The sequence below is a fragment of the Azospirillum oryzae genome (assembly GCF_008364795.1).
Taxonomy (GTDB): Bacteria; Pseudomonadota; Alphaproteobacteria; order Azospirillales; family Azospirillaceae; genus Azospirillum; species Azospirillum oryzae.
The window spans coordinates 70,461-89,359 of sequence record NZ_VTTM01000001.1; the positions used below are offsets into that span (position 1 = coordinate 70,461).

The window sequence follows — 18,899 nt, forward strand, 5'->3', positions numbered from 1 at the left end:
CCCTCGCAACGCCGACGCATTCCGTAAGGAATTCACCGGAATAGGCGTGATGCACCCCTCCGCCTTGCCGGCTATAGTGCGGCGCAGTCCTCCAACCACCCTCCCTCACCCGGAGTCCCCATGCTGTCGCGCCGCCTTGCCCTTGCCGCCGGAATGGCCACCCTCCTGCTTGCCTCCTGCCAGAGCGCGCCGCCGCGGCCGGCGCCGCGGCCGGTCGATTTCTCCAATTTCGGGCCGATCGTGCTGAATGCCGGCACCATCGACGTGGTCGATGCCTATCGGCCGACGGGGGCCAAGCATGTGGAGAACCGCTCCGCCGTTCCGCCGTCCGAGGCGGTGCGGCGTTGGGCGGCGGAGCGGTTGCAGGCGGCCGGCGGGCCGGGGCGCGTGCGCGTCACCATCCGCGACGCCAGCATCGTCGAGGTGCCCCTGCCCACCAAGAAGGGCATCACCGGCTATTTCACCAACGACCAGGCCCAACGCTATGACGGGCGCATCGAGGTGGAAATCGCCGGCGAGGTGCCGGACACCGGCAACGGCGGTTTCCGCGGCGTGACCCGCTCCACCGTCACCCACTCCACCACCGTGGCGGAGAACATCTCGCTGGCCGACCGCGAGGCCACCTTCCTCGACATCACCCGCCGGATGATGGAGGACCTGAACGCCCGCCTGGACGCCGGCATCCGCAAGGATCTGGCGCCGATGGTCCGGCGCTGAGCCCATTGCGGCAGTTGGCCCGGCCTTTGCGGTGGGGCACTCGACCTTTCGTCAGAACGGAGAGTGCCCATGCCGAAATTCGACCTCTACGTCGTCCGGCCGCCGGAGGGATCGGCCACCGTCACCGCCATCCCCGAGGAAAAACAGCAGGCATCCCAGGCCGCGCTCCGCAACCTCAGCCGCTCCGGCTGCGTGGTGAAGTCCCTGGGCGACATCGACCTGTCCTTCGTCAAGAAGTCGGAGGCGCAGATCAAGCTGGAACTGGCGGTGCGGCAAATGTTCGCCGCCTCCGCCTACAAGCCGCCGGTATCCATTGTCTGGTGAGCATCGGCCGGTAACGGCATGAGGCGGGCGGCCTTCGGGCGGGGGCGGCAGAAACCGCCCCCGCCCGCCGCCTCATCGGTAAAATCTAGCCGGCAAACTCTGCCCCAAAACTCTGCCCTAGATCTCCAGCTGCATGCCCAGTTCGACCACCCGGTTGGGCGGGATGCAGAAATATTCCGACGCGCTGGTCGACAGCTTCGACAGGAAGATGAACAGCGGTTCCTGCCAGCGCGGCAGGCCGGACTTGCCGTGGGTGCGGATCAGCGTTTCGCGGCTGACGAAATAGGTCGTCTCCATCGGCTCGAAGGGCAATCCCGGGATGCGCCGGATTTCCAGCGCCTGCGGGATGTCGGGCTCGTCCTTGAAGCCGAAATGGACGATCAGCCGGAAAAAGCCGGCGGACAGCGCCTTCAGCTCGAATCGCTGGTCGTCCGGCACATGCGGCACGTCCTCGATGTCGACGGTCAGCAGCACGACGCGCTGGTGCAGCACCTTGTAGTGCTTCAGGCTGTGCAGCAGCCCCGGCGGCAGGCCGCGCGGGTTGCCGGTCAGGTAGACGGCGGTGCCCTGCACCCGCTGCACCGACCCACCCTTCAGCCGCTCCAGCAGCATGTCGAAGGGCAGCGCATCCTCGGCCAGCCGCTTGCGCACCACCTCGCGCCCGCGCCGCCACGTCGCCATCAGCAGGAAGACCATCGCGCCGACCACCAGCGGGAACCAGCCGCCCTCCTCCACCTTGATCAGGTTGGACAGGAAAAAGGCGAGATCGACCGACAGGAACACCACCAGCGCCAGCACCGCCTGCCACAGCTTCCAGCGGCCGAGCGAGCGCGCCACCTTGTAGGCCAGCAGCGTGGTCGCCACCATCGTGCCGGTGACCGCGATGCCGTAGGCGGCGGCGAGGTTGCTGGAGGTCTGGAAACTCAGCACCAGCACGATGACCCCGGCCAGCAGCAGCCAGGTCAGCTGCGGCATGTAGATCTGGCCCTTCTCATGCTCCGAGGTGTGCATCACCTCCATCCGCGGCAGATAGCGCAGATGCATCGCCTGCAGCGTCACCGAATAGGCGCCGGAGATCACCGCCTGCCCGGCGATGATGGTGGCGGCAGTCGCCAGCAGCAGAAGCGGCACCTGAGCCCAGTCCGGCGCCAGATGGAAGAAGGGGTTCTCGATCGCCTCCGGTTCGTGCAGCAGCAGGGCACCCTGGCCGAAATAGCACAGCAGCAGCGACGGCAGCACGATCATGTACCAGGCGCCGCGGATCGGCTTGCGGCCGAAATGGCCCATGTCGGCATAGAGCGCCTCCGCCCCGGTCACCGCCAGCACCACCGCGCCCAGCAGCAGGAAGCCGTGCCAGCCGTGGTTGAACAGCATCTCCACCGCATGGCCGGGCCACACCGCTCCCAGCACGCCGGGATAGCGGACGATCTGCCCGATGCCCAGCGCCGCCAGCGTCACGAACCAGACCATCATCACCGGGCCGAACAGCTTGCCGACCTTCTCCGTCCCGAAGCGCTGCAGGACGAACAGCCCGATCAGGATGGTCAGCGTGATCGGGATGACGTAGCTGTCCAGCGCAGGCGCCACGACATGCAGCCCCTCCACCGCGCTCAGCACCGAGATGGCGGGGGTGATCAGGCTGTCGCCGTAGAACAGCGAGGCGCCCATCACGCCGATCGCCATGACCATGCCAGTGCGCCGGTGTCCCGGCCGCATGCCGCGCAGGGCCAGCGCGGTCAGCGCCAGGATGCCGCCCTCGCCCTGGTTGTCGGCGCGCATGATGAAGACGACGTATTTCACCGTCACCGTGATCACCAGCGCCCAGAAGATCAGCGACAGCACGCCCAGGATGACCTCGGGCGTCAGCGGGAAGCCGCCGCCCTCGGTCAGGCATTCGCGCAGCGTGTAGAGCGGGCTGGTGCCGATGTCGCCATAGACGACACCCAGCGCCCCCAGCGCGAGCGCGCGCAGCTTGGCCGCATGCTCCCGCCCGTCCATGCTTGCTTCCATACCCGGTCTGCTCCGATCGTTGCATACACACGGTCATGCCTAAGGTGGCTTGGCGTCGCCGCGCAAGCCCCGAATGGCGAAACGCGCCACCGGCCCGACCGATCCGCCGTCAATTTTGCCGCACCCCATCCAAAATGATATGGGGCGGGCGCGGCGCTCGGCACCGTTGCATCGGCGGCGGCAGCGTGGTTCTATCCTTACGTGTACCGTGGACAGTTCCGAGCCGGCAGCCATGTCCAATGATCTCCTGTTCGCCTCGGACGAGTCTCCCGACCCGCGGAATTCCTCCGCCGCGGCGGATGCCGCCGATCCCGGCGCTCCTCCCTGGCTGGTGCTGGTCGCCGACGACGAGCCGGAGGTGCATGCCGTCACTCGGCTGGCGCTCGCCCGGCTGCGATTCCGCGACCGTCCCGTCCGCCTGCTCGACTGCACCAGCGCGGCGGAGGCGGAGCGCATCCTGCGCGACACCCCGGACATCGCCGTCATCCTGCTCGACGTGGTGATGGAAACGGAGGACGCCGGCCTGCAGCTGGTCCGCCGCATCCGCCAGGATCTGGGCAACAGTGCCGTCCGCATCATCCTGCGCACCGGCCAGCCGGCCCGCGTGCCGGAGGAGGATCTGGTCCTCGCCTATGAGATCGACGGCTATACCGCGAAGACGGAACTGACGGCGCGCCGCCTGTTCACCAGCGTGGTCACGGCGCTCCGCGCCTATGCCGGGCTGGCGGAGCTGGAACGCCGGCTCGCCGAGCGCAGCCGCGCGCTGGAGGAGGCGACCGTCCGCCTGAACCGCATGGCGACGCTGGACCCGCTGACCGGCGTGTGGAACCGCCGCCGCTTCCTGGAGCTGGCGGCGGCGGAACTGGCGCGGGCGCGCCGCTACGGCCGGCATCTCGGCGTCTTCCTGCTCGACCTCGACGGCTTCAAGGCGGTCAACGATGCCCATGGCGACGCCACCGGCGATGCGGTCCTGCGCGCGGTGGTGAAGCGGGTGCGGGCGGCGCTGCGCATCTCCGACCATATCGCCCGCTCCGGCGGGGCGGAGTTCGTCGTGCTTCTGCCGGAAACCGACGGGGCCGGCACCGCCGTGGTGGCGGAACGGGTGCGCGCCGCCCTGGCCGACAGCCCCATCCTGGTGGAGGAGCGGGCGATCCCCGTCACCGCCAGCATCGGCGTCGCCAGCTGGCTGCCCGGTGAACCGGGGGTCGAACAGACCCTGCACCGCGCCGAGCATGCGCTGCACACCGCCAAGCAGGCCGGCCGCAACCGGGTGGAACGGGCGGAGGGATAAGGCATCCGTCCTCCACCGGCATGTTTCATGTGAAATATCGTTACAGCGCCGCGATTGAACCGCGGCAAGCGAGGGGGTACTCCTTAGGGTCGGAAGCATCCACCCGGATGGCATTCCCGATCGGGGATTCGCATATGTGGCAGGACTATACCAACGCGCTGATCACCGCCTTCGGGTTGTCGGGGCTGGGGTTCGGCATCGGCAAGCTCGTCATCGTGCTCGGCGAACGCGCCATCGAACGCCGCCATGGGTCGGAGGGGGTGCGCGACGTCATCGCCCGCCGCGCCAAGATGGAGACGAAGTTCGAAGCCCGCCGCGGCGACCGCATCCGCGAGCTGAAGGAACTGGACGGCGCGGTGGAGGATGTGCTGCGCCGCCGCAAGGTGATGGAGCGTCAGATCGAGGATGCGCGCCAGTCCGGCGAACGGCTGGTCCGCCTGATCGGCGAGGAGGTCCAGGGCAGTCCCTGCTACGTCGCCATGGTCGTGAACAAATATGTCGGCACCGGCGCCGTCCAGCAGAGCCAGCACGCGCTGGTCGACCCGAGTTGGGCGCAGCCGCAGATGATCGAGGTGTGGGCGCGCTCGATGGCGGAAGCGCGGACGGAGATCGAGCGGCGCTACCCGCCCGCCTTCGGCTATGCGGTGACGCGGATGCAGGAGTTCCTGTCCGCCGACACGCCCGTCGCCAAAGCGAGCTGAGACAGAGGACGCGCCATGGACAGCATGCCCTACATCTTCGCCGGCCTTGTCGGCCTCGCCTCGCTGGCGGTGTCGCTGCTGCTGGCTCTGCGCCGCCTGAAGACGTCGGAGGAGCGGATCGCCACCGCCGTTTCGCGCAAGCAGGCGCAGGTGGAGCGGATCAAGAAGATCGCCCGCGTCACGCTGCAGCAGGCCCGCGACCTGCGCGACGCCCGCCGCCGCAAGGCGATGGCCGAACTGGGCTGCGAGGATCTCGAGCAGCGCCTGAAGGCCGCCGGCGCCGCCGACCGCCGCATCTATGTGCTGGACGACCGCCGCACCCAGAAGGACCAGGGCTGGCTGCTGCGGGTGGTCAACATCGAATACGGCGCCCGCGTCAACGCCAGCCTCACCCCCACCGCGCTGGACAGCTGGAAGCGCGGCCGCCGCTTCCTGGTCTGGGCGCTGGACGAGAAGAAGGCCCGCGAAAAGGTCAACGCCCGCTTCCCGGAAAACAAGGGCTTCGCGGTCATGGGCGTGGAGTCCTACTTGGGGTGAATGTGGGGCTCCCGCGGGTGCCCCCTCCCCATCCCTCCCCCGCTTCGCGGGAGAGGGGGCAGGATCTTTGCGGGAGTTCAGCGGCAGTCCCCTCTCCCGCGTTAGCGGGGGAGGGTTAGGGAGGGGGCTTCGTCAGCCGACACCTATCCTCTCCCCCGCCACAATAATGACACCAATCCCATTCTCGGACTATCATCCCCGCGCGCACCCATCCGCCAGCGCCGGGGAGCCTTGCCATGATCCGTTACGCCGAGTTGCAGGTCGCCACCAACTTCAGCTTTCTGGAGGGGGCTTCGCACGCTGACGAGCTGGCGATGACCGCGGCGGCGCTCGGGCTGGCGGCGGTGGGGGTGACGGACCGCAATTCGCTGGCCGGCGTGGTGCAGATGCATGCGGCGGCGAAGAAGGCGGGCATCCGGGCGCTGATCGGCTGCCGGCTGGACCTGACCGACGCCGACAGCCTGCTGGCCTACCCGACCGACCGCGCCGCCTATGCCCGGCTGTCGCGGCTGCTGACTCTGGGCAAGATGCGGGCGCCGAAGGGCGAGTGCTTCATCGCCCGCGCCGACGTGCTGGCCCATGCCGAGGGCATGCTGTTCCTGCTGATCGGCCCCCACCAGCGCGCCGGCCAGTCTGCCGAGTCGTTCCTGCGCGAACTGCGCGCGTGGCGCGGCGGGCTGGCGCGCGGGCAGCTCCATCTGGCGGCGAGCCACCGCTATCAGGGCGACGATTCCCGGCGGCTGCGCTGGCTGGCCGGGCTGGCGGAGGCGGAAGGGGTGCCGCTGGTCGCGACCAACGACGTGCTCTATCACGGCGCCGGACGGCGGGCGCTGGCCGACGTGATGACCTGCATCCGCCACCACACCACCATCGACGAGGCCGGTTGGCGGCTGTCCGCCAATGCAGAGCGCCACCTGAAGCCGGCCGTCGAGATGGTTCGCCTGTTCCGCGACCACCCCGACGCCGTCGCCCGGACGGTGGAGATCGCCGAGGCCTGCCGCTTCTCGCTGGACGAACTGCGCTACGAATATCCCGACGAGGTGGCGGAGGGCCGCGACCCGCAGGACACGCTGGTCACCCTGACCTGGGAAGGGGCTGCGGAGAAGTATCCACCCGAGAAATTTCCAGGCGGAGTCCCCGACAAGGTCCGTGCCGCCGTCGAACATGAACTGGCCCTGATCGGGGAACTGCGCTACGCCCCCTATTTCCTGACCGTCCACGACATCGTCCGATTCGCCAAGGGTCAGGACATCCTCTGCCAGGGGCGCGGCAGCGCCGCCAACTCCGCCGTCTGCTATTGCCTGGGCATCACCGCGGTCGATCCCGCCCGCTTCGACCTGCTGTTCGAGCGCTTCATCTCCGCCGCCCGCAACGAGCCGCCGGACATCGACGTCGATTTCGAGCATGAGCGGCGCGAGGAGGTGATCCAGTACATCTACAAAAAATACGGCCGCCACCGCGCCGGCCTGACCGCCACCGTCATCCGCTACCGCGCCCGCGGCGCGTTGCGCGAGGTCGGCAAGGCGATGGGGTTGTCGGCCGATCTGGTGGCGCGGCTGACCGGGTCGATCTGGGGCTGGAGCCGCGACGGCGTCGACGAGGAGCGCGCCCGCTCGCTCGGTGTCGACCCCGACGACCCCAGGCTCAAGCGCACCCTGGAGCTGGCCCACGAACTGATGGGCTTCCCCCGCCACCTGTCGCAGCATGTCGGCGGCTTCGTCATCACCCGCGGCCCGCTGTCCGACCTCTGCCCGGTCGCCAACGCGGCGATGGAGGACCGCACCACCATCGAGTGGGACAAGGACGACATCGACGCGCTGGGCATCCTGAAAGTCGACATCCTGGCGCTGGGCATGCTGACCTGCGTGCGCAAGGCCTTCGACCTGATCGAGCAGGTGCACGGGCAACGCTGGACGCTCGACAGCCTGCCCAAGGAGGACCCGGCGGTCTACGACATGCTCTGCCGCGCCGACAGCCTGGGCGTCTTCCAGGTCGAAAGCCGCGCGCAGATGAGCATGCTGCCCCGGCTGCGCCCGCGGAAGTTCTACGATCTGGTGATCGAGGTCGCCATCGTCCGCCCCGGCCCGATCCAAGGCGGCATGGTCCATCCTTACTTGCGCCGCCGCAGCGGGGCGGAGGACATCACCTATCCGATGCCGGCGCTGGAGCCCGTGCTGCACAAGACGCTGGGCGTGCCGCTGTTCCAGGAGCAGGCGATGAAGATCGCCATGGTCGGCGCCGGCTTCACCGCCGAGGAGGCCGACCGGCTGCGCCGCGCCATGGCCGCTTTCCGCAAGACCGGGCAGGTCCACCTGTTCCACGACAAGTTCATCGCCGGCATGACCGCCAGGGGCTGCGACCCCGCCTTCGCCGAGCGCTGTTTCCAGCAGATCGAGGGATTCGGCGAATACGGCTTTCCGGAAAGCCACGCCGCCAGCTTCGCGCTGCTGGTCTATGTCTCCGCCTGGATCAAGCGCCACCACCCCGCCATCTTCGCCGCCGCCCTGCTGAACAGCCAGCCCATGGGCTTCTATGCCCCGGCCCAGATCGTCCGCGACGCGCGCGAGCATGGCGTGACGGTGCTGCCGCCCGATGTGAACCTGTCGGGGTGGGATTGCGCGGTGGAGTACGCTCCCTCTCCCGGGGCGGGAGAGGGCACACCCCACCTCCGCCTCGGCCTTCGACTCATCAAGGGCTTTGCCGAGTCGCACGCCGACTCGATCGTGCTCTCCCGCGCCGGCGGCTACCGCGACCCCTACGACCTGTGGCGGCGCGCCCGCCTGCCGGTCGCGGCGCTGGAGAAGCTCGCCAAGGCCGACGCCTTCCGCTCCGTCGGGCTCGACCGCCGGGGGGCGCTGTGGGCGGTGCGGGCGCTGGGCGACCAGCCGCTGCCGCTTTTCGCCCGCCTGGACGGCCCAATGGCGGAAGAACCCGAGGCACCGCTGCCGGCCATGGCGCTGGGCGAGCATGTGGTGATGGACTACACCAGCCTGTCGCTGTCCTTGAAGGCCCACCCGCTGTCGCTGCTGCGCGATGGGCTGCCCGGCATCACCCCGGCGGAGCGGCTGGCCTGGACGCGCGACGGCCGGCGCCTGACCACCGCCGGCCTCGTCCTGGTCCGTCAGCGGCCGGGCAGTGCCGAGGGCGTCGTCTTCATCACGCTGGAGGACGAGACCGGAGTCGCCAACCTCGTCGTCATGCCCGACGCCTTCGAGACCTTCCGCCGCCCGATCATGACCGCCCGGCTGATGGCCGCCACCGGCCGGGTGCAGAACCAGGAGGGAGTCGTGCATCTGCGGGTGGAATCGTTGATCGACCTGACCCACCGGCTGTCCGAACTGACCGGCGAGGACCGACCCGCAGCCGGACCATTTCCCAAGGGACGCAATTTTCATTGAGGGGGCCGGCCATTTTAATGCAGCCGGCCGATTGCTCCTGACATCACGCTGTCAGGAGGGGGTGTGCTATCAAGGGGGTGTGCCGGCACGAACCACGAACATCCCTCCCCCCACTGTCAGGAGCCAATCCGATGAACATTCCGCACGTCGTCACCTGGTTCGAAATCCCGGTCACCGACCTCGCCCGCGCCGTCGGCTTCTACGAGACCGTCTTCGCCGCCAAGATGGTCCAGGAACCCTGCCCCAGCGGCATGACCATGGCCGTCTTCCCGGCCGAGGGCACCGCCGTCAAGGGCTGCCTGATCCAGCACGAGGCGTGCAAGCCCAGCGCCGACGGCACCACCGTCTACCTGAACGGCGGCGACGACCTGTCCGCCCCGCTGGCCCGTGCCGAGCAGGCCGGCGCCAAGATCGTCGTGCCGAAGACGCTCATCACCCCCGAAATCGGCTATTTCGCCCAGTTCATCGACAGCGAGGGCAACCGCGTCGGCATCTATTCGATGCACTGACACGCCTGACCGGAGCCGCCGCCATGCGCCGCGCCGACCGCCTGTTCCAGATCGTCCAGCATCTCCGCAAAGGGCGGCTGGTGACGGCTGCCGAACTGGCGCGGTGCCTGGAGGTGTCGGAGCGCACCGTCTACCGCGACATGCGCGACCTCGCCTCCTCCGGTGTGCCGGTGGAAGGCGAGGCCGGCGTCGGCTATCTGCTGCGCGACGGCTACGACCTGCCGCCGCTGATGTTCACCCAGGACGAGGTGGAGGCGCTGGTGGTCGGCGCCCGCCTCGCCCGCGCCTGGGTCGGCGGCGCGCTGGCCGATGCCGCCGCCCGCGCGTTGGACAAGGTCGAGGCGGTGGTGCCGGAGGCGCGGAGGCGCGAACTGGCCGACAGCCGCGTCTTCGTCCCCGACTTCTCCTTCCCCGCCCCCTTGCGCGAGCGGATGGACGTGCTGCGTTGCGCCATCAACGCCAGGCGCGTCGTTCTGTTCGACTACCGGCGCGAGGACGGCACCCATTCCGCCCGCGCGGTCCAGCCGCTGGGCCTGTTCTTCTGGGGCCGCGTCTGGACGCTGGGCGCCTGGTGCGAGCTGCGCGAGGAGTTCCGCAGCTTCCGCATCGACCGCATGGAAACACTGCTGGCGCTCGACCGCCGATTCGACGAGATCCCCGGCCGCGGCCTGGACGACTATCTCGCCCGCTGGCGCCAGGAAGGCTGCCCGCGGGGGTGAGGCTGGACGTCACTCCACCAGCTTGATCTCCGTCGTCGCCACGCCCGACGCCCCGACCGCCACCGCGTAATCATCGAACCCCGGCGGACCGAAGCTGCCGCGGGCGGAGCGGCTGAAGCCGTGCGGTTCGGCGGGGATGCCGAACAGGCCGGTGGCAAGCTCGCCGTTGTTGTCCAGGTCCTGGAAGGCGATCAGCCCATAGCGGCCGGGCGGCAGGTCGGGGAAGACCACCTGCAGCTCCATCCCCAGCGCGGCGACGAAATAGCCGGCGCGCGGCCTCTTCGCCGCCTGCGCCTCGGCGCTGTCGAACAGCGCGACCATCACCTTGCCCTGATTGGGCTTGACGTTGCGGACGGTTGCGCGAAGCTCCCCCGCGGCGGCCGTCCCCGTAGCGGCCAGCGCCAGCAGAGCCACCGGGGCGACCATCCTTGCAGACCAACGCGCAACCCAACGCCGAAACCTCATCCCCCGCCCTCCCCTGGCAGTCGCCGCCCGTTCCCTATGGCCGGCGCGTGCTGCGCCGCCGCCTGCCGTTGCTGGCGGCCTCCATCCTAGCATTGGCTCTGCTGGGACCGTTCGGCACCTTCCGTGAAATGGGCTTCGCCGTCCGGCTTGCCTACTGGGGCGGGCAGATCGTCAGCGGCTGGTCGATGTTCGAACTGGTGATTTTGGTCACCCGCCGCCTCCTGCCGAACCTGGAGCGCACATGGCCGCTGATGCTGGCTGCGGCCTATCTGACCGTCAGCATCCTGCAGACCCTGGTTGTCGCCCTGCTGGAAAGCCGGCTGCGCGGCCAGGATTTCCTCACCCCCGCCGGGCTGGCCGAGATGTACGGCTATGTGCTGGTCATCACCACGCTGGTATCGGCTCTGCCCGTGTGGCTGGAGTTGCGCGACCATGGCGTGGTCGGCCACCAACCCTCCGCCCCTCCGCAAGCGCCCATCCCCGGCGGCGAACCGACCCCCAACCGCCCCACCCCCTTCCTCGACCGCATTCCGGCGAAGCTGGGGCGCGACCTGCTGGCGCTGGAGATGGAGGACCATTACGTCCGCGTCCACACCGCACTGGGCAGCGACCTGATCCTGATGCGGATGCGCGACGCGGTGGCAGAGCTGGCGGGCATCGACGGCCGGCAGGTCCACCGGTCCTACTGGGTCGCCGCCTCGGCGGTCGCGGCGGTGGAGCGCAAGCCGGACGGCAAGCTGTCGCTGCGCCTGACCAACGGCCTGCTGGTCCCGGTCAGCCGCACCCACGCGCCCTCGGTGCGCGCCGCCGGCTGGACCGAGAAAGCCGTCTCTTAAACGCCCTTAAACGCCCTCACCGCGGAAGGGACGGGACAGCAGCCCGTCGATGGTTTCGTCCAGCCCGGCGCCGCGGTTCAGGATGGCATCCACGGCGGCGCAGATCGGCATGTCGACGCCCAGCTTCGCCGCCAGCCCGACCACCGCGGCGGCGGTATAGACGCCCTCCGCCACCGACCGCCGCGCTGCAAGAATCTCCGCCAGCGACTTGCCCTCGCCCAGCGCCGCCCCCAGCGACATGTTGCGCGACTGCAGGCTGGAACAGGTCAGCGTCAGGTCGCCCAGGCCCGACAACCCCATCAGCGTCTCCGCCCGGCCGCCGAGCGCCAGCGCCAGCCGGGTGATCTCCGCCAGCCCGCGGGTGATCAGCGCGGCACGCGCGTTGTCGCCCAGCCGCCGCCCCTCGACCACGCCGCAGGCGATGGCCAGCACATTCTTCACCGCTCCGCCGATCTGCGAGCCGACGACGTCGTCCGAGAGGTAGGGCCGGAAGGTGCGGCTGCCCAGCGCGGCGACCAGCGCCGTGCCGAGGTCGTGATCGGCGCAGGCCAGCGTCACCGCCGTCGGCAGTCCGCGCGCCACCTCCGCCGCGAAGGTCGGGCCGGACAGGATCGCCACCGGGTTGCCGGCCGGCAGCGCGGCGCCGACCGCCTCGCTCATCAGCGCGTGGCTGTCCAGCTCGATCCCCTTGGCGCAGACGACGACCGGCGCCCCCGGCTTCAGCAGCGGCGCCATGCCTGCGGTGACGCTGCGCGCATGCTGGGCCGGCGACACCAGCAGCACCGCGTCGCAATCGCCGAGATCGGCCAGATCGCCGGTGACCCGCAGCGCGTCGGGCAGCGGCACGCCGGGCAGGTAATCGCGGTTCTCGCGGCGGATGCTCATCGCCTCCACCACCGCCGGCTCACGCGCCCACAGCAGCGTCTCGCGCCCCGCCCGCAACGCCGCCAGCGCCAACGCCGTTCCCCAGGCGCCGCCGCCTACGACACCGATGCGGTTAAGGGGGGAGGGGGGCACGGCACTCATGGCAGGTCTCTCACGCTGACGAAGTCCATCACGCCTTCACCCCCGCACCCACGCCTGCGCGCCCGATCACCGGCGCGGCGGTGGGGTCCAGCGGCCAGCGCGGACGGGGGGCGAAGTTCAGCGGGTCGCTCTCGCCCAACCGGAAGCGCTCGATCCCGGCCCAGGCGATCATCGCCGCGTTGTCGGTGCACAGGCGCAGCGGCGGCGCCACGAACGGCATGCGCTGCTTCTCCGCCAGGGTCGACAGCCGGCTGCGGATCGCCTTGTTGGCGGCGACGCCGCCGGCGACCACCAGGGCGCCGCCTTGCGGATGGTCCTCCTTGAAGCGGCGGATGGCGCGGGCGCAGCGGTCGGCCAGCACCTCCGCCACCGTCGCCTGGAAGGCGGCGGCAAGGTCGTCGCGATCGGCATCCGACAGGACACCGCCCAACTCCTCCACATGCCGCCGCACCGCGGTCTTCAGCCCGGAAAAGGAGAAGTCGCAGCCCGGACGCCCCAGCATCGGCCGCGGCAGATCGAACCGCGCCGGATTGGTGGCGCGCGCCGCCGCCTTCTCCACCAGCGGCCCGCCGGGATAGCCCAGACCCAGCAGCTTGGCGGTCTTGTCGAACGCCTCGCCCACCGCGTCGTCGATGGTGGTGCCGAGCCGGCGGTAGCGCCCCACCCCCTCCACCGCCAGAAGCTGGCAATGGCCGCCCGACACCAGCAGAAGCAGGTAGGGAAAGGCAACGTCGTCGGTCAGCCGCGCGGTCAGCGCGTGGCCTTCCAGATGGTTGACGGCGACGAAGGGCAGCCCGCGCGCCGCGGCGATCGCCTTGGCGGTCATCACGCCGACGATGACGCCGCCGATCAGCCCCGGCCCGCCGGTCGCCGCCACCGCGTCGAGGTCGCCGAAGCCGATCCCGGCCTCATCCATCGCACGGCGGATCAGCCCGTCCAGATGTTCCAGATGGGCGCGGGCGGCGATTTCCGGAACGACGCCGCCATAGGGCGTGTGGTCGTCCAGCTGCGACAGCACGACGTCGGCGCGGATTTCGCGCGCGTCGGTGACGACGGCGGCGGCCGTCTCGTCGCAGCTCGTTTCGATTCCAAGAACGATCATGGCGCCAAACTAGCCGCCTTGGCCGTCCGGGTACAGGATGGAGTTGCGGGCACGCGGGCGCGGGAAAGCGGGCGCATGAAATTTGATCCGCCTCAATCTTATGTATGAGGGGCAGACGAATCCTTGCAAAGCTGCGCGGATCCCCTAGAACACGCCCTATGACGACCCACCCGCTCCGTATCGGGACGCGCGGCAGCCCGCTGGCGCTGGCGCAGGCCCACGAAACCCGCGACCGCCTGATCGCCGCCCATCCGCATCTCGCCGCCCCCGGCGCCATCGAGATCGTCGTCTTCAAGACCACCGGCGACCGCATCCTCGACCGCACATTGGCGGAAGCGGGCGGCAAGGGCCTGTTCACCAAGGAGCTGGAGGAGGCGCTGTTCGACGGCCGCGCCGATCTTGCCGTCCATTCGATGAAGGACGTGCCGACCCAGCTTCCCGACGGGCTGGAGATCGCCACCCTGCTGCCGCGCGAAGACCCGCGCGACGCCTTCTTCGCCCGCTCCGGCGGCGGTCTGGCCGATCTGCCGGCCGGCTCCGTGGTCGGCACTGCCGGCCTGCGCCGTCAGGCCCAGGTGCTGGAACTGCGCCCCGACCTGAAGATCTTCCCGCTGCGCGGCAACGTGCAGACCCGCCTGTCCAAGCTGGACGCGGGCGAGGTCGACGCCACCCTGCTGGCGCTGGCCGGCCTGCGCCGTCTCGGCCTGACCGACCGCATCACCGCGGTGCTGGAGCCGGAAACCATGCTCCCGGCGGTGGCCCAGGGAGCCATCGGCATCGAGATCCGCAGCGACGACGACGCCACCCGCGCCCTGCTGGCTCCGCTGAACTGTGCGGAGACCATGGTCCGCGTCACGGCGGAACGCGCGCTGCTGGCCGCGCTGGACGGCTCCTGCCGCACCCCCATCGCGGCACTGGCGATGCTGGACGGCGACGACCTGCATCTGCGCGCCAAGGTGCTGTCGACCGACGGACGCGTCATCTTCCGGGCGGAACGCCGCGGCAAGGCGGCAGAGGCCGAGTCGCTGGGCACCGACGCCGGGGCCGAGATCCGGGCGCAGCTGCCGCCCGATTTCTTCGCCGCGGCACCGCACTGACCGCCCCTCCGCCCAGGTTTTCCGCATGACGGGAAAACAGCCCGAGTGCTCTTCCGCCGACCGCCGTACGCGTCTTCTGGTGACCCGCCCGGCGGAGGATGCCGAACCGCTGGTCCGCCGGCTGGAGGCGCTCGGCTTCGCCACGGCGGTGGAGCCGATGCTGTCGATGGTCTGGCTCGACGGGCCGGAGCCCGACCTGTCCGACGTACAAGCCCTGCTGTTCACCAGCGCGAACGGCGTACGCGCCTACTCCAAACGTACGAGCCGGCGCGACCGTCCGGTGCACGCCGTCGGCGACGCCACGGCACGGGCGGCGCGGGCGGCTGGCTTCGCGCAGGTCGACAGCGCGTCGGGCGATGTGTACGCACTGGCCGAACATGTCCGCCGGTTGCGCGATCCGGCCGTCGGTACGCTCCTGCATGTGGCCGGCAGCAAGGTGGCGGGCGATCTCGCCGGGCTGCTGGGGGCGGCCGGGTTCATGCTGCGGCGCAGCGTGATGTACGATGCCGTACCCGCGCTAACCCTGTCGGACGATACCGCGACATTTTTGCGTACGTCGGCGCTTGACGGCGTGTTGTTTTTCTCTCCCCGTACCGCCGCATCCTTTGTTAGGCTGCTGGCCGAGGCGGGGCTGGTCGATTGTTGTCGTACGGTCGATGCGTTCTGCCTCAGCCCCGCGGTCGCGGAGGCTGCCCGTGCGTACGGCGACCAGGGAGTGACGCCGTGGCGAAGCGTACGGGTGGCGGCGCGGCCGGAGCAGGACGCCCTGCTCGATCTGTTGCCGGTCGCCGGATGAACCCGGCGCGGTCCGGCCGTACGGCTTACACCCCCGGTGCTTCCGGGTGGGTGCGTCAGCCGTACGGGGGACGAGGGGGACCGGTCAGGGGGCTGTGACGTTAAAACGAACAACAGCGAACCGAAGGTACAGCCCATGACCTCTCGTCCAGGCCCCGAACGCCCCGGCACCGACCGTGACGGCGACGGCGCCAGCACCGGCAATGCGGCGGTCGACCGCATCGTCGAACGTTTCGGCGGCATCCGCCCGATGGCCCACAAGCTGGATACCCCGGTGACGACGGTCCAGGGCTGGAAGAAGCGGGGCGCGATCCCGCTGGCCCGCCATGCCGACCTGCGCACCGCCGCCGCCAAGCACCGCATCAAGCTGGACGACGCCGACCTGGACGCGGCAACCCCCAGCGAAGACCGGCAGACCGACGCCTCCGCCGCGTCCGTCATCACCCCGGCCGCCACGATCATCGATGCCGCTCCGGTGGTGGAGCCGGTGCCGACCGCGTCCCCGGCCGACACCATCCCCGGCGCCGACACCCCGGCGGCCGGCGCGACCATCGGTGCCGCGACCGAACTGCAATCGTCCGACGCCCTGATCCCGCCGGCCACGCCGATCGGCGCCACCGATAGCCTCGCCGACACGCCGAAGGGCGACGCGGACAAGGCCGAAGCGGAGAAGGCCGAAGCGGCCAAGGACGATGCCATCAAGTCCGACGCGTCGAAGACCACCACCGGCAGCTGGACGACGTCCGGCACCAGCGGCAGCGCGGGCTACAGCCGCAGCGCCGATGCCGAGCCGGCGCGTCCGACCATCGCCCCCAATATCGCCCCGACTCCGTCCTACATCGACGAGCCGCGCTCCGGCGGCGGGTTCGCCACCGCCCTGTCGGTGGTAGCATTGCTGGTCGGCGCCGCCGCCCTGTCGGAGCCCTGGTGGGGTCCCGCCCTGCCCGGCTGGCCGGCGCCGTCGGCCTCCTCCAGCGCCTCCGCTCCGGCCGACCCGGCGCTGAAGTCGCAGATCCAGCAGCTCGCCGACCGCGTCGGCAAGCTGGAGCAGCGTCCGGCCGCCGCCAACGGCGGCAACGGCGCCGACCTCTCCGCGCTGACCCAGCGGATCGACGCGCTTGAGAAGCGCCCGGCCGCCACGCGCGACACCGGCGCCGCCGACGCCCAGAAGGCGCTGGCCGACCGCATCGCCACGCTCGAGCAGAAGGTCTCCGCCGTCTCCGGCAACTCCCAGGCGGCGCAGGAACTGCGCAGCGAGGTCGACCAGCTGAAGCAGCAGGTCACCAGCGTCAACCAGGCCGTCAGCGAGCGCCAGGACGCCGCCACCACCGCCCAGGCGCTGGTGCTGGCCGCCGGTCAGCTGCGCGCCTCCCTGTCGGGCGGGCAGCCGTTCCAACAGGACCTGCAGGCGGTCCGCGCCCTCAACATCTCCGACGCGGGCGTGACCCAGCCGCTCGACGCCGTGGCGCCCTACGCCGCCAAGGGCATCCCGACCCGCGCCCAGCTGACCGACCGTTTCCAGCCGCTGGCCGGCGAGATCGTCCGCGCCGACATCCGCGGCGAGGGCAAGAGCTGGATCGACACCGCGGTCGGCAAGCTGTCCACCCTGGTCACCGTGCGCCAGGAGGGCGGCGGGGTGGTCGGCACCACCGCCAACGCCATCGTCGCCCGCGCCGAGGCCGCGCTGAACGAGGGCAACCTCGCCAAGGCGGTTGAGGAGCTGTCTGCCCTGCAGGGTCCGGCCACGCAGACCGCCGCCCCGTGGCTGGCCGACGCCAAGGCGCGTCTGGCCGCCGATCAGGCCGCGCGCCAGCTGAACGACCGCGCCATCGCCCTGATGACCACCGCCGCCGGCGGGAAGGGGACGGCCCAATGATCCGCGCCCTCTGGTTCCTTCTGAAGGTCGCGGTGGTCATCGCCGCCGCGATCTGGCTCGCCGACCGTCCCGGCACCGTCAGCGTCCATTGGCTGGGCTATGCCGTCGAGGCGCCCTTCTGGGTCGCCCTGCTGGTCACGATCGTGGCGCTGGGCATCGCGGCGTTGGGGTATCGCCTGATCCGCGGGCTGATCCGCACGCCGTATCGCATCCGCCGCCACAGCCGGGTCCGCCGCCGCGAACGCGGTTACCGCGCCCTGACCCAGGGCATGGTCGCCATCGCCGCCGGCGACGCGCAGACCGCGCGCAAGATGGCGCGCAAGGCCGACGGGCTGCTGAACGAGCCGCCGCTGACCATGCTGCTGTCGGCCCAGGCCGCCCAGCTGCAGGGCGACGAGCGCGCCGCCAGGGAGTATTTCACCGCCATGCTGGAGCGGCCGGAGACGGCCTTCCTCGGCATGCGCGGGCTGCTGACCCAGGCTATCAAGTCGGGTGACCGGGTGGAGGCGCTGACGCTGGCCCGCAAGGCGCGCGGGCTCCAGCCCAACACGCCCTGGCTGCTCGGCACGCTCTATGACCTGGAGGCGCAGGCCGGCGACTGGGCTGCCGCCGAAGGCACGCTGCAGCAGGCGATCCAGGCCGGGGCCATCCCGACCGACGAGGGCCGCCGCCACCGCGCCGTCCTGCTGCTGGAGCGCAGCTTCGAGGCGGAGCGCCGCGGCCGTGCCGACGCCGCCCTGTCGCACGCCCAGGCGGCGCACGACATGATGCCGGGCTTCGTCCCCGCCGCCGTCCGCCTGGCCCGCCTGCAGCTCGCCGCCGACCGGCTGAAGCCCGCCGCCAAGGTGGTGGAACGGGCGTGGCGTCAGTCGCCGCACCCGGAACTGGCCGACATCTACCGGACCATCGTGTCCAGCTATGACGCACTGACCCGCGTCCGGCTGTTCCAGAAGCTGGTGCGGCAGGCCCCGGACTCGACCGAATCGCACCTCGCCGTCGCCCGCGCCGCCATCGACGCCCAGCTGTGGGGCGAGGCGCGCCAGCACCTGAACCGCGCCATGGAGATCGGCCCGACCCGCCGCACCTACCGCCTGATGGCCGAGCTGGACCGCGGTGAGCGCCACGACGAGGACGCGGCGAAGGATTGGCTGGCCAAGGCCGCCAACGCGCCGGAGGATCCGGTGTGGACCTGCAGCTCCTGCGGGGCGGTCAGCCACAACTGGGGCGGCCTGTGCGGCCATTGCGGCGCCTTCGACACCCTGACCTGGAAGGCTCCGACGGTCGCCGTCCCGGTGATGGAACCGACCGACCTCCCCCCGGCGCTGGCCCGTCCGGCCACGGCGTAGGGGTGAAGTAAGGTTCAGAAAAAGCGCCTTTCCTTACCGGGAAGGGCGCTTTTTTCTTTTCGGGATGCTCGCGGCCTCCCCCATTCGACCGTCATTCCCGCGCAGGCGGGAATCCAGTCATCACAAGCGGCTTGGACCGGAAGCCTGGAC

Annotated in this window: 17 protein-coding genes; 13 read left to right on the forward strand and 4 right to left on the reverse strand. The window is 70.4% G+C overall.

The genetic code is table 11. The features are described from left to right. Positions 1–120: 120 nt before the first annotated feature. The gene (locus FZ938_RS00350; protein WP_149196748.1) at positions 121–717 is read left to right on the forward strand and encodes a hypothetical protein; all 597 of its coding nucleotides are present in this window, start codon (positions 121–123) and stop codon (positions 715–717) included. 69 nt (positions 718–786) lie between these two features. Continuing rightward, the gene (locus FZ938_RS00355; protein WP_085087781.1) at positions 787–1,041 is read left to right on the forward strand and encodes a hypothetical protein; all 255 of its coding nucleotides are present in this window, start codon (positions 787–789) and stop codon (positions 1,039–1,041) included. 117 nt (positions 1,042–1,158) lie between these two features. On the opposite strand, the gene FZ938_RS00360 is transcribed toward FZ938_RS00355, so the two are convergent. Continuing rightward, positions 1,159–3,051: a potassium transporter Kup gene (locus FZ938_RS00360; protein WP_149196749.1), complete on the reverse strand. Its 1,893-nt coding sequence runs from the start codon at positions 3,049–3,051 to the stop codon at positions 1,159–1,161. A gap of 232 nt (positions 3,052–3,283) precedes the next feature. Here FZ938_RS00360 and FZ938_RS00365 point away from each other — a divergent pair, with 232 nt between their 5' ends. The 6 genes from FZ938_RS00365 to FZ938_RS00390 all read left to right on the forward strand — a co-directional run bounded on the left by FZ938_RS00365 (position 3,284) and on the right by FZ938_RS00390 (position 10,206). Continuing rightward, positions 3,284–4,342, forward strand: a complete 1,059-nt coding sequence (locus FZ938_RS00365) for a GGDEF domain-containing response regulator (RefSeq protein WP_149196750.1) — start codon at positions 3,284–3,286, stop codon at positions 4,340–4,342. Between the two features lie 134 nt (positions 4,343–4,476). Further along, a complete protein-coding gene (locus FZ938_RS00370) occupies positions 4,477–5,043 on the forward strand; it encodes a hypothetical protein (protein WP_149196751.1) in 567 nt (188 codons plus the stop codon). A gap of 15 nt (positions 5,044–5,058) precedes the next feature. Beyond that, positions 5,059–5,580: a hypothetical protein gene (locus tag FZ938_RS00375; protein WP_149196752.1), complete on the forward strand. Its 522-nt coding sequence runs from the start codon at positions 5,059–5,061 to the stop codon at positions 5,578–5,580. Between the two features lie 236 nt (positions 5,581–5,816). After that, positions 5,817–8,978, forward strand: a complete 3,162-nt coding sequence (locus FZ938_RS00380; RefSeq protein ID WP_149196753.1) for an error-prone DNA polymerase — start codon at positions 5,817–5,819, stop codon at positions 8,976–8,978. 131 nt (positions 8,979–9,109) lie between these two features. Further along, positions 9,110–9,487: a VOC family protein gene (locus FZ938_RS00385; RefSeq protein WP_149196754.1), complete on the forward strand. Its 378-nt coding sequence runs from the start codon at positions 9,110–9,112 to the stop codon at positions 9,485–9,487. Between the two features lie 23 nt (positions 9,488–9,510). Then, positions 9,511–10,206 carry a helix-turn-helix transcriptional regulator gene (locus FZ938_RS00390; RefSeq protein WP_149196755.1) on the forward strand — a complete coding sequence of 232 codons (696 nt, stop codon included), beginning with the start codon at positions 9,511–9,513 and terminating at the stop codon, positions 10,204–10,206. A gap of 9 nt (positions 10,207–10,215) precedes the next feature. On the opposite strand, the gene FZ938_RS00395 is transcribed toward FZ938_RS00390, so the two are convergent. Further along, positions 10,216–10,620, reverse strand: coding sequence for a DUF2141 domain-containing protein (locus tag FZ938_RS00395; RefSeq protein WP_211101025.1), 405 nt, complete (start codon positions 10,618–10,620; stop codon positions 10,216–10,218). Between the two features lie 14 nt (positions 10,621–10,634). Between FZ938_RS00395 and FZ938_RS00400 the strand changes: the two genes are divergently transcribed. Further along, positions 10,635–11,507 carry a LytTR family DNA-binding domain-containing protein gene (locus FZ938_RS00400; RefSeq protein WP_246457552.1) on the forward strand — a complete coding sequence of 291 codons (873 nt, stop codon included), beginning with the start codon at positions 10,635–10,637 and terminating at the stop codon, positions 11,505–11,507. A gap of 6 nt (positions 11,508–11,513) precedes the next feature. Here FZ938_RS00400 and FZ938_RS00405 read toward each other — a convergent pair whose 3' ends face one another. Both FZ938_RS00405 and tsaD read right to left on the reverse strand, forming a co-directional pair. Next, positions 11,514–12,533 (reverse strand): NAD(P)H-dependent glycerol-3-phosphate dehydrogenase, encoded by a 1,020-nt coding sequence (locus FZ938_RS00405; protein ID WP_149196757.1) that lies wholly within the window; start codon positions 12,531–12,533, stop codon positions 11,514–11,516. Positions 12,534–12,561: 28 nt separating this feature from the next. Further along, positions 12,562–13,635, reverse strand: coding sequence for a tRNA (adenosine(37)-N6)-threonylcarbamoyltransferase complex transferase subunit TsaD (tsaD, locus tag FZ938_RS00410; protein WP_149196758.1), 1,074 nt, complete (start codon positions 13,633–13,635; stop codon positions 12,562–12,564). Positions 13,636–13,793: 158 nt separating this feature from the next. Between tsaD and hemC the strand changes: the two genes are divergently transcribed. From hemC to FZ938_RS00430, 4 genes are all read left to right on the forward strand, one after another. Continuing rightward, the gene (hemC, locus tag FZ938_RS00415) at positions 13,794–14,732 is read left to right on the forward strand and encodes a hydroxymethylbilane synthase (protein WP_149196759.1); all 939 of its coding nucleotides are present in this window, start codon (positions 13,794–13,796) and stop codon (positions 14,730–14,732) included. Positions 14,733–14,757: 25 nt separating this feature from the next. Next, entirely contained in the window at positions 14,758–15,528 is a 771-nt protein-coding gene (locus tag FZ938_RS00420) for a uroporphyrinogen-III synthase (protein ID WP_149196760.1), read from the forward strand. A 135-nt stretch (positions 15,529–15,663) separates the two neighbouring features. Next, positions 15,664–17,403, forward strand: coding sequence for a mitofilin family membrane protein (locus FZ938_RS00425; protein WP_149196761.1), 1,740 nt, complete (start codon positions 15,664–15,666; stop codon positions 17,401–17,403). Continuing rightward, the gene (locus FZ938_RS00430) at positions 17,400–18,749 is read left to right on the forward strand and encodes a heme biosynthesis protein HemY (protein WP_149196762.1); all 1,350 of its coding nucleotides are present in this window, start codon (positions 17,400–17,402) and stop codon (positions 18,747–18,749) included. Before FZ938_RS00425 ends, FZ938_RS00430 begins: the two co-directional genes overlap by 4 nt. Positions 18,750–18,899 lie beyond the last annotated feature (150 nt).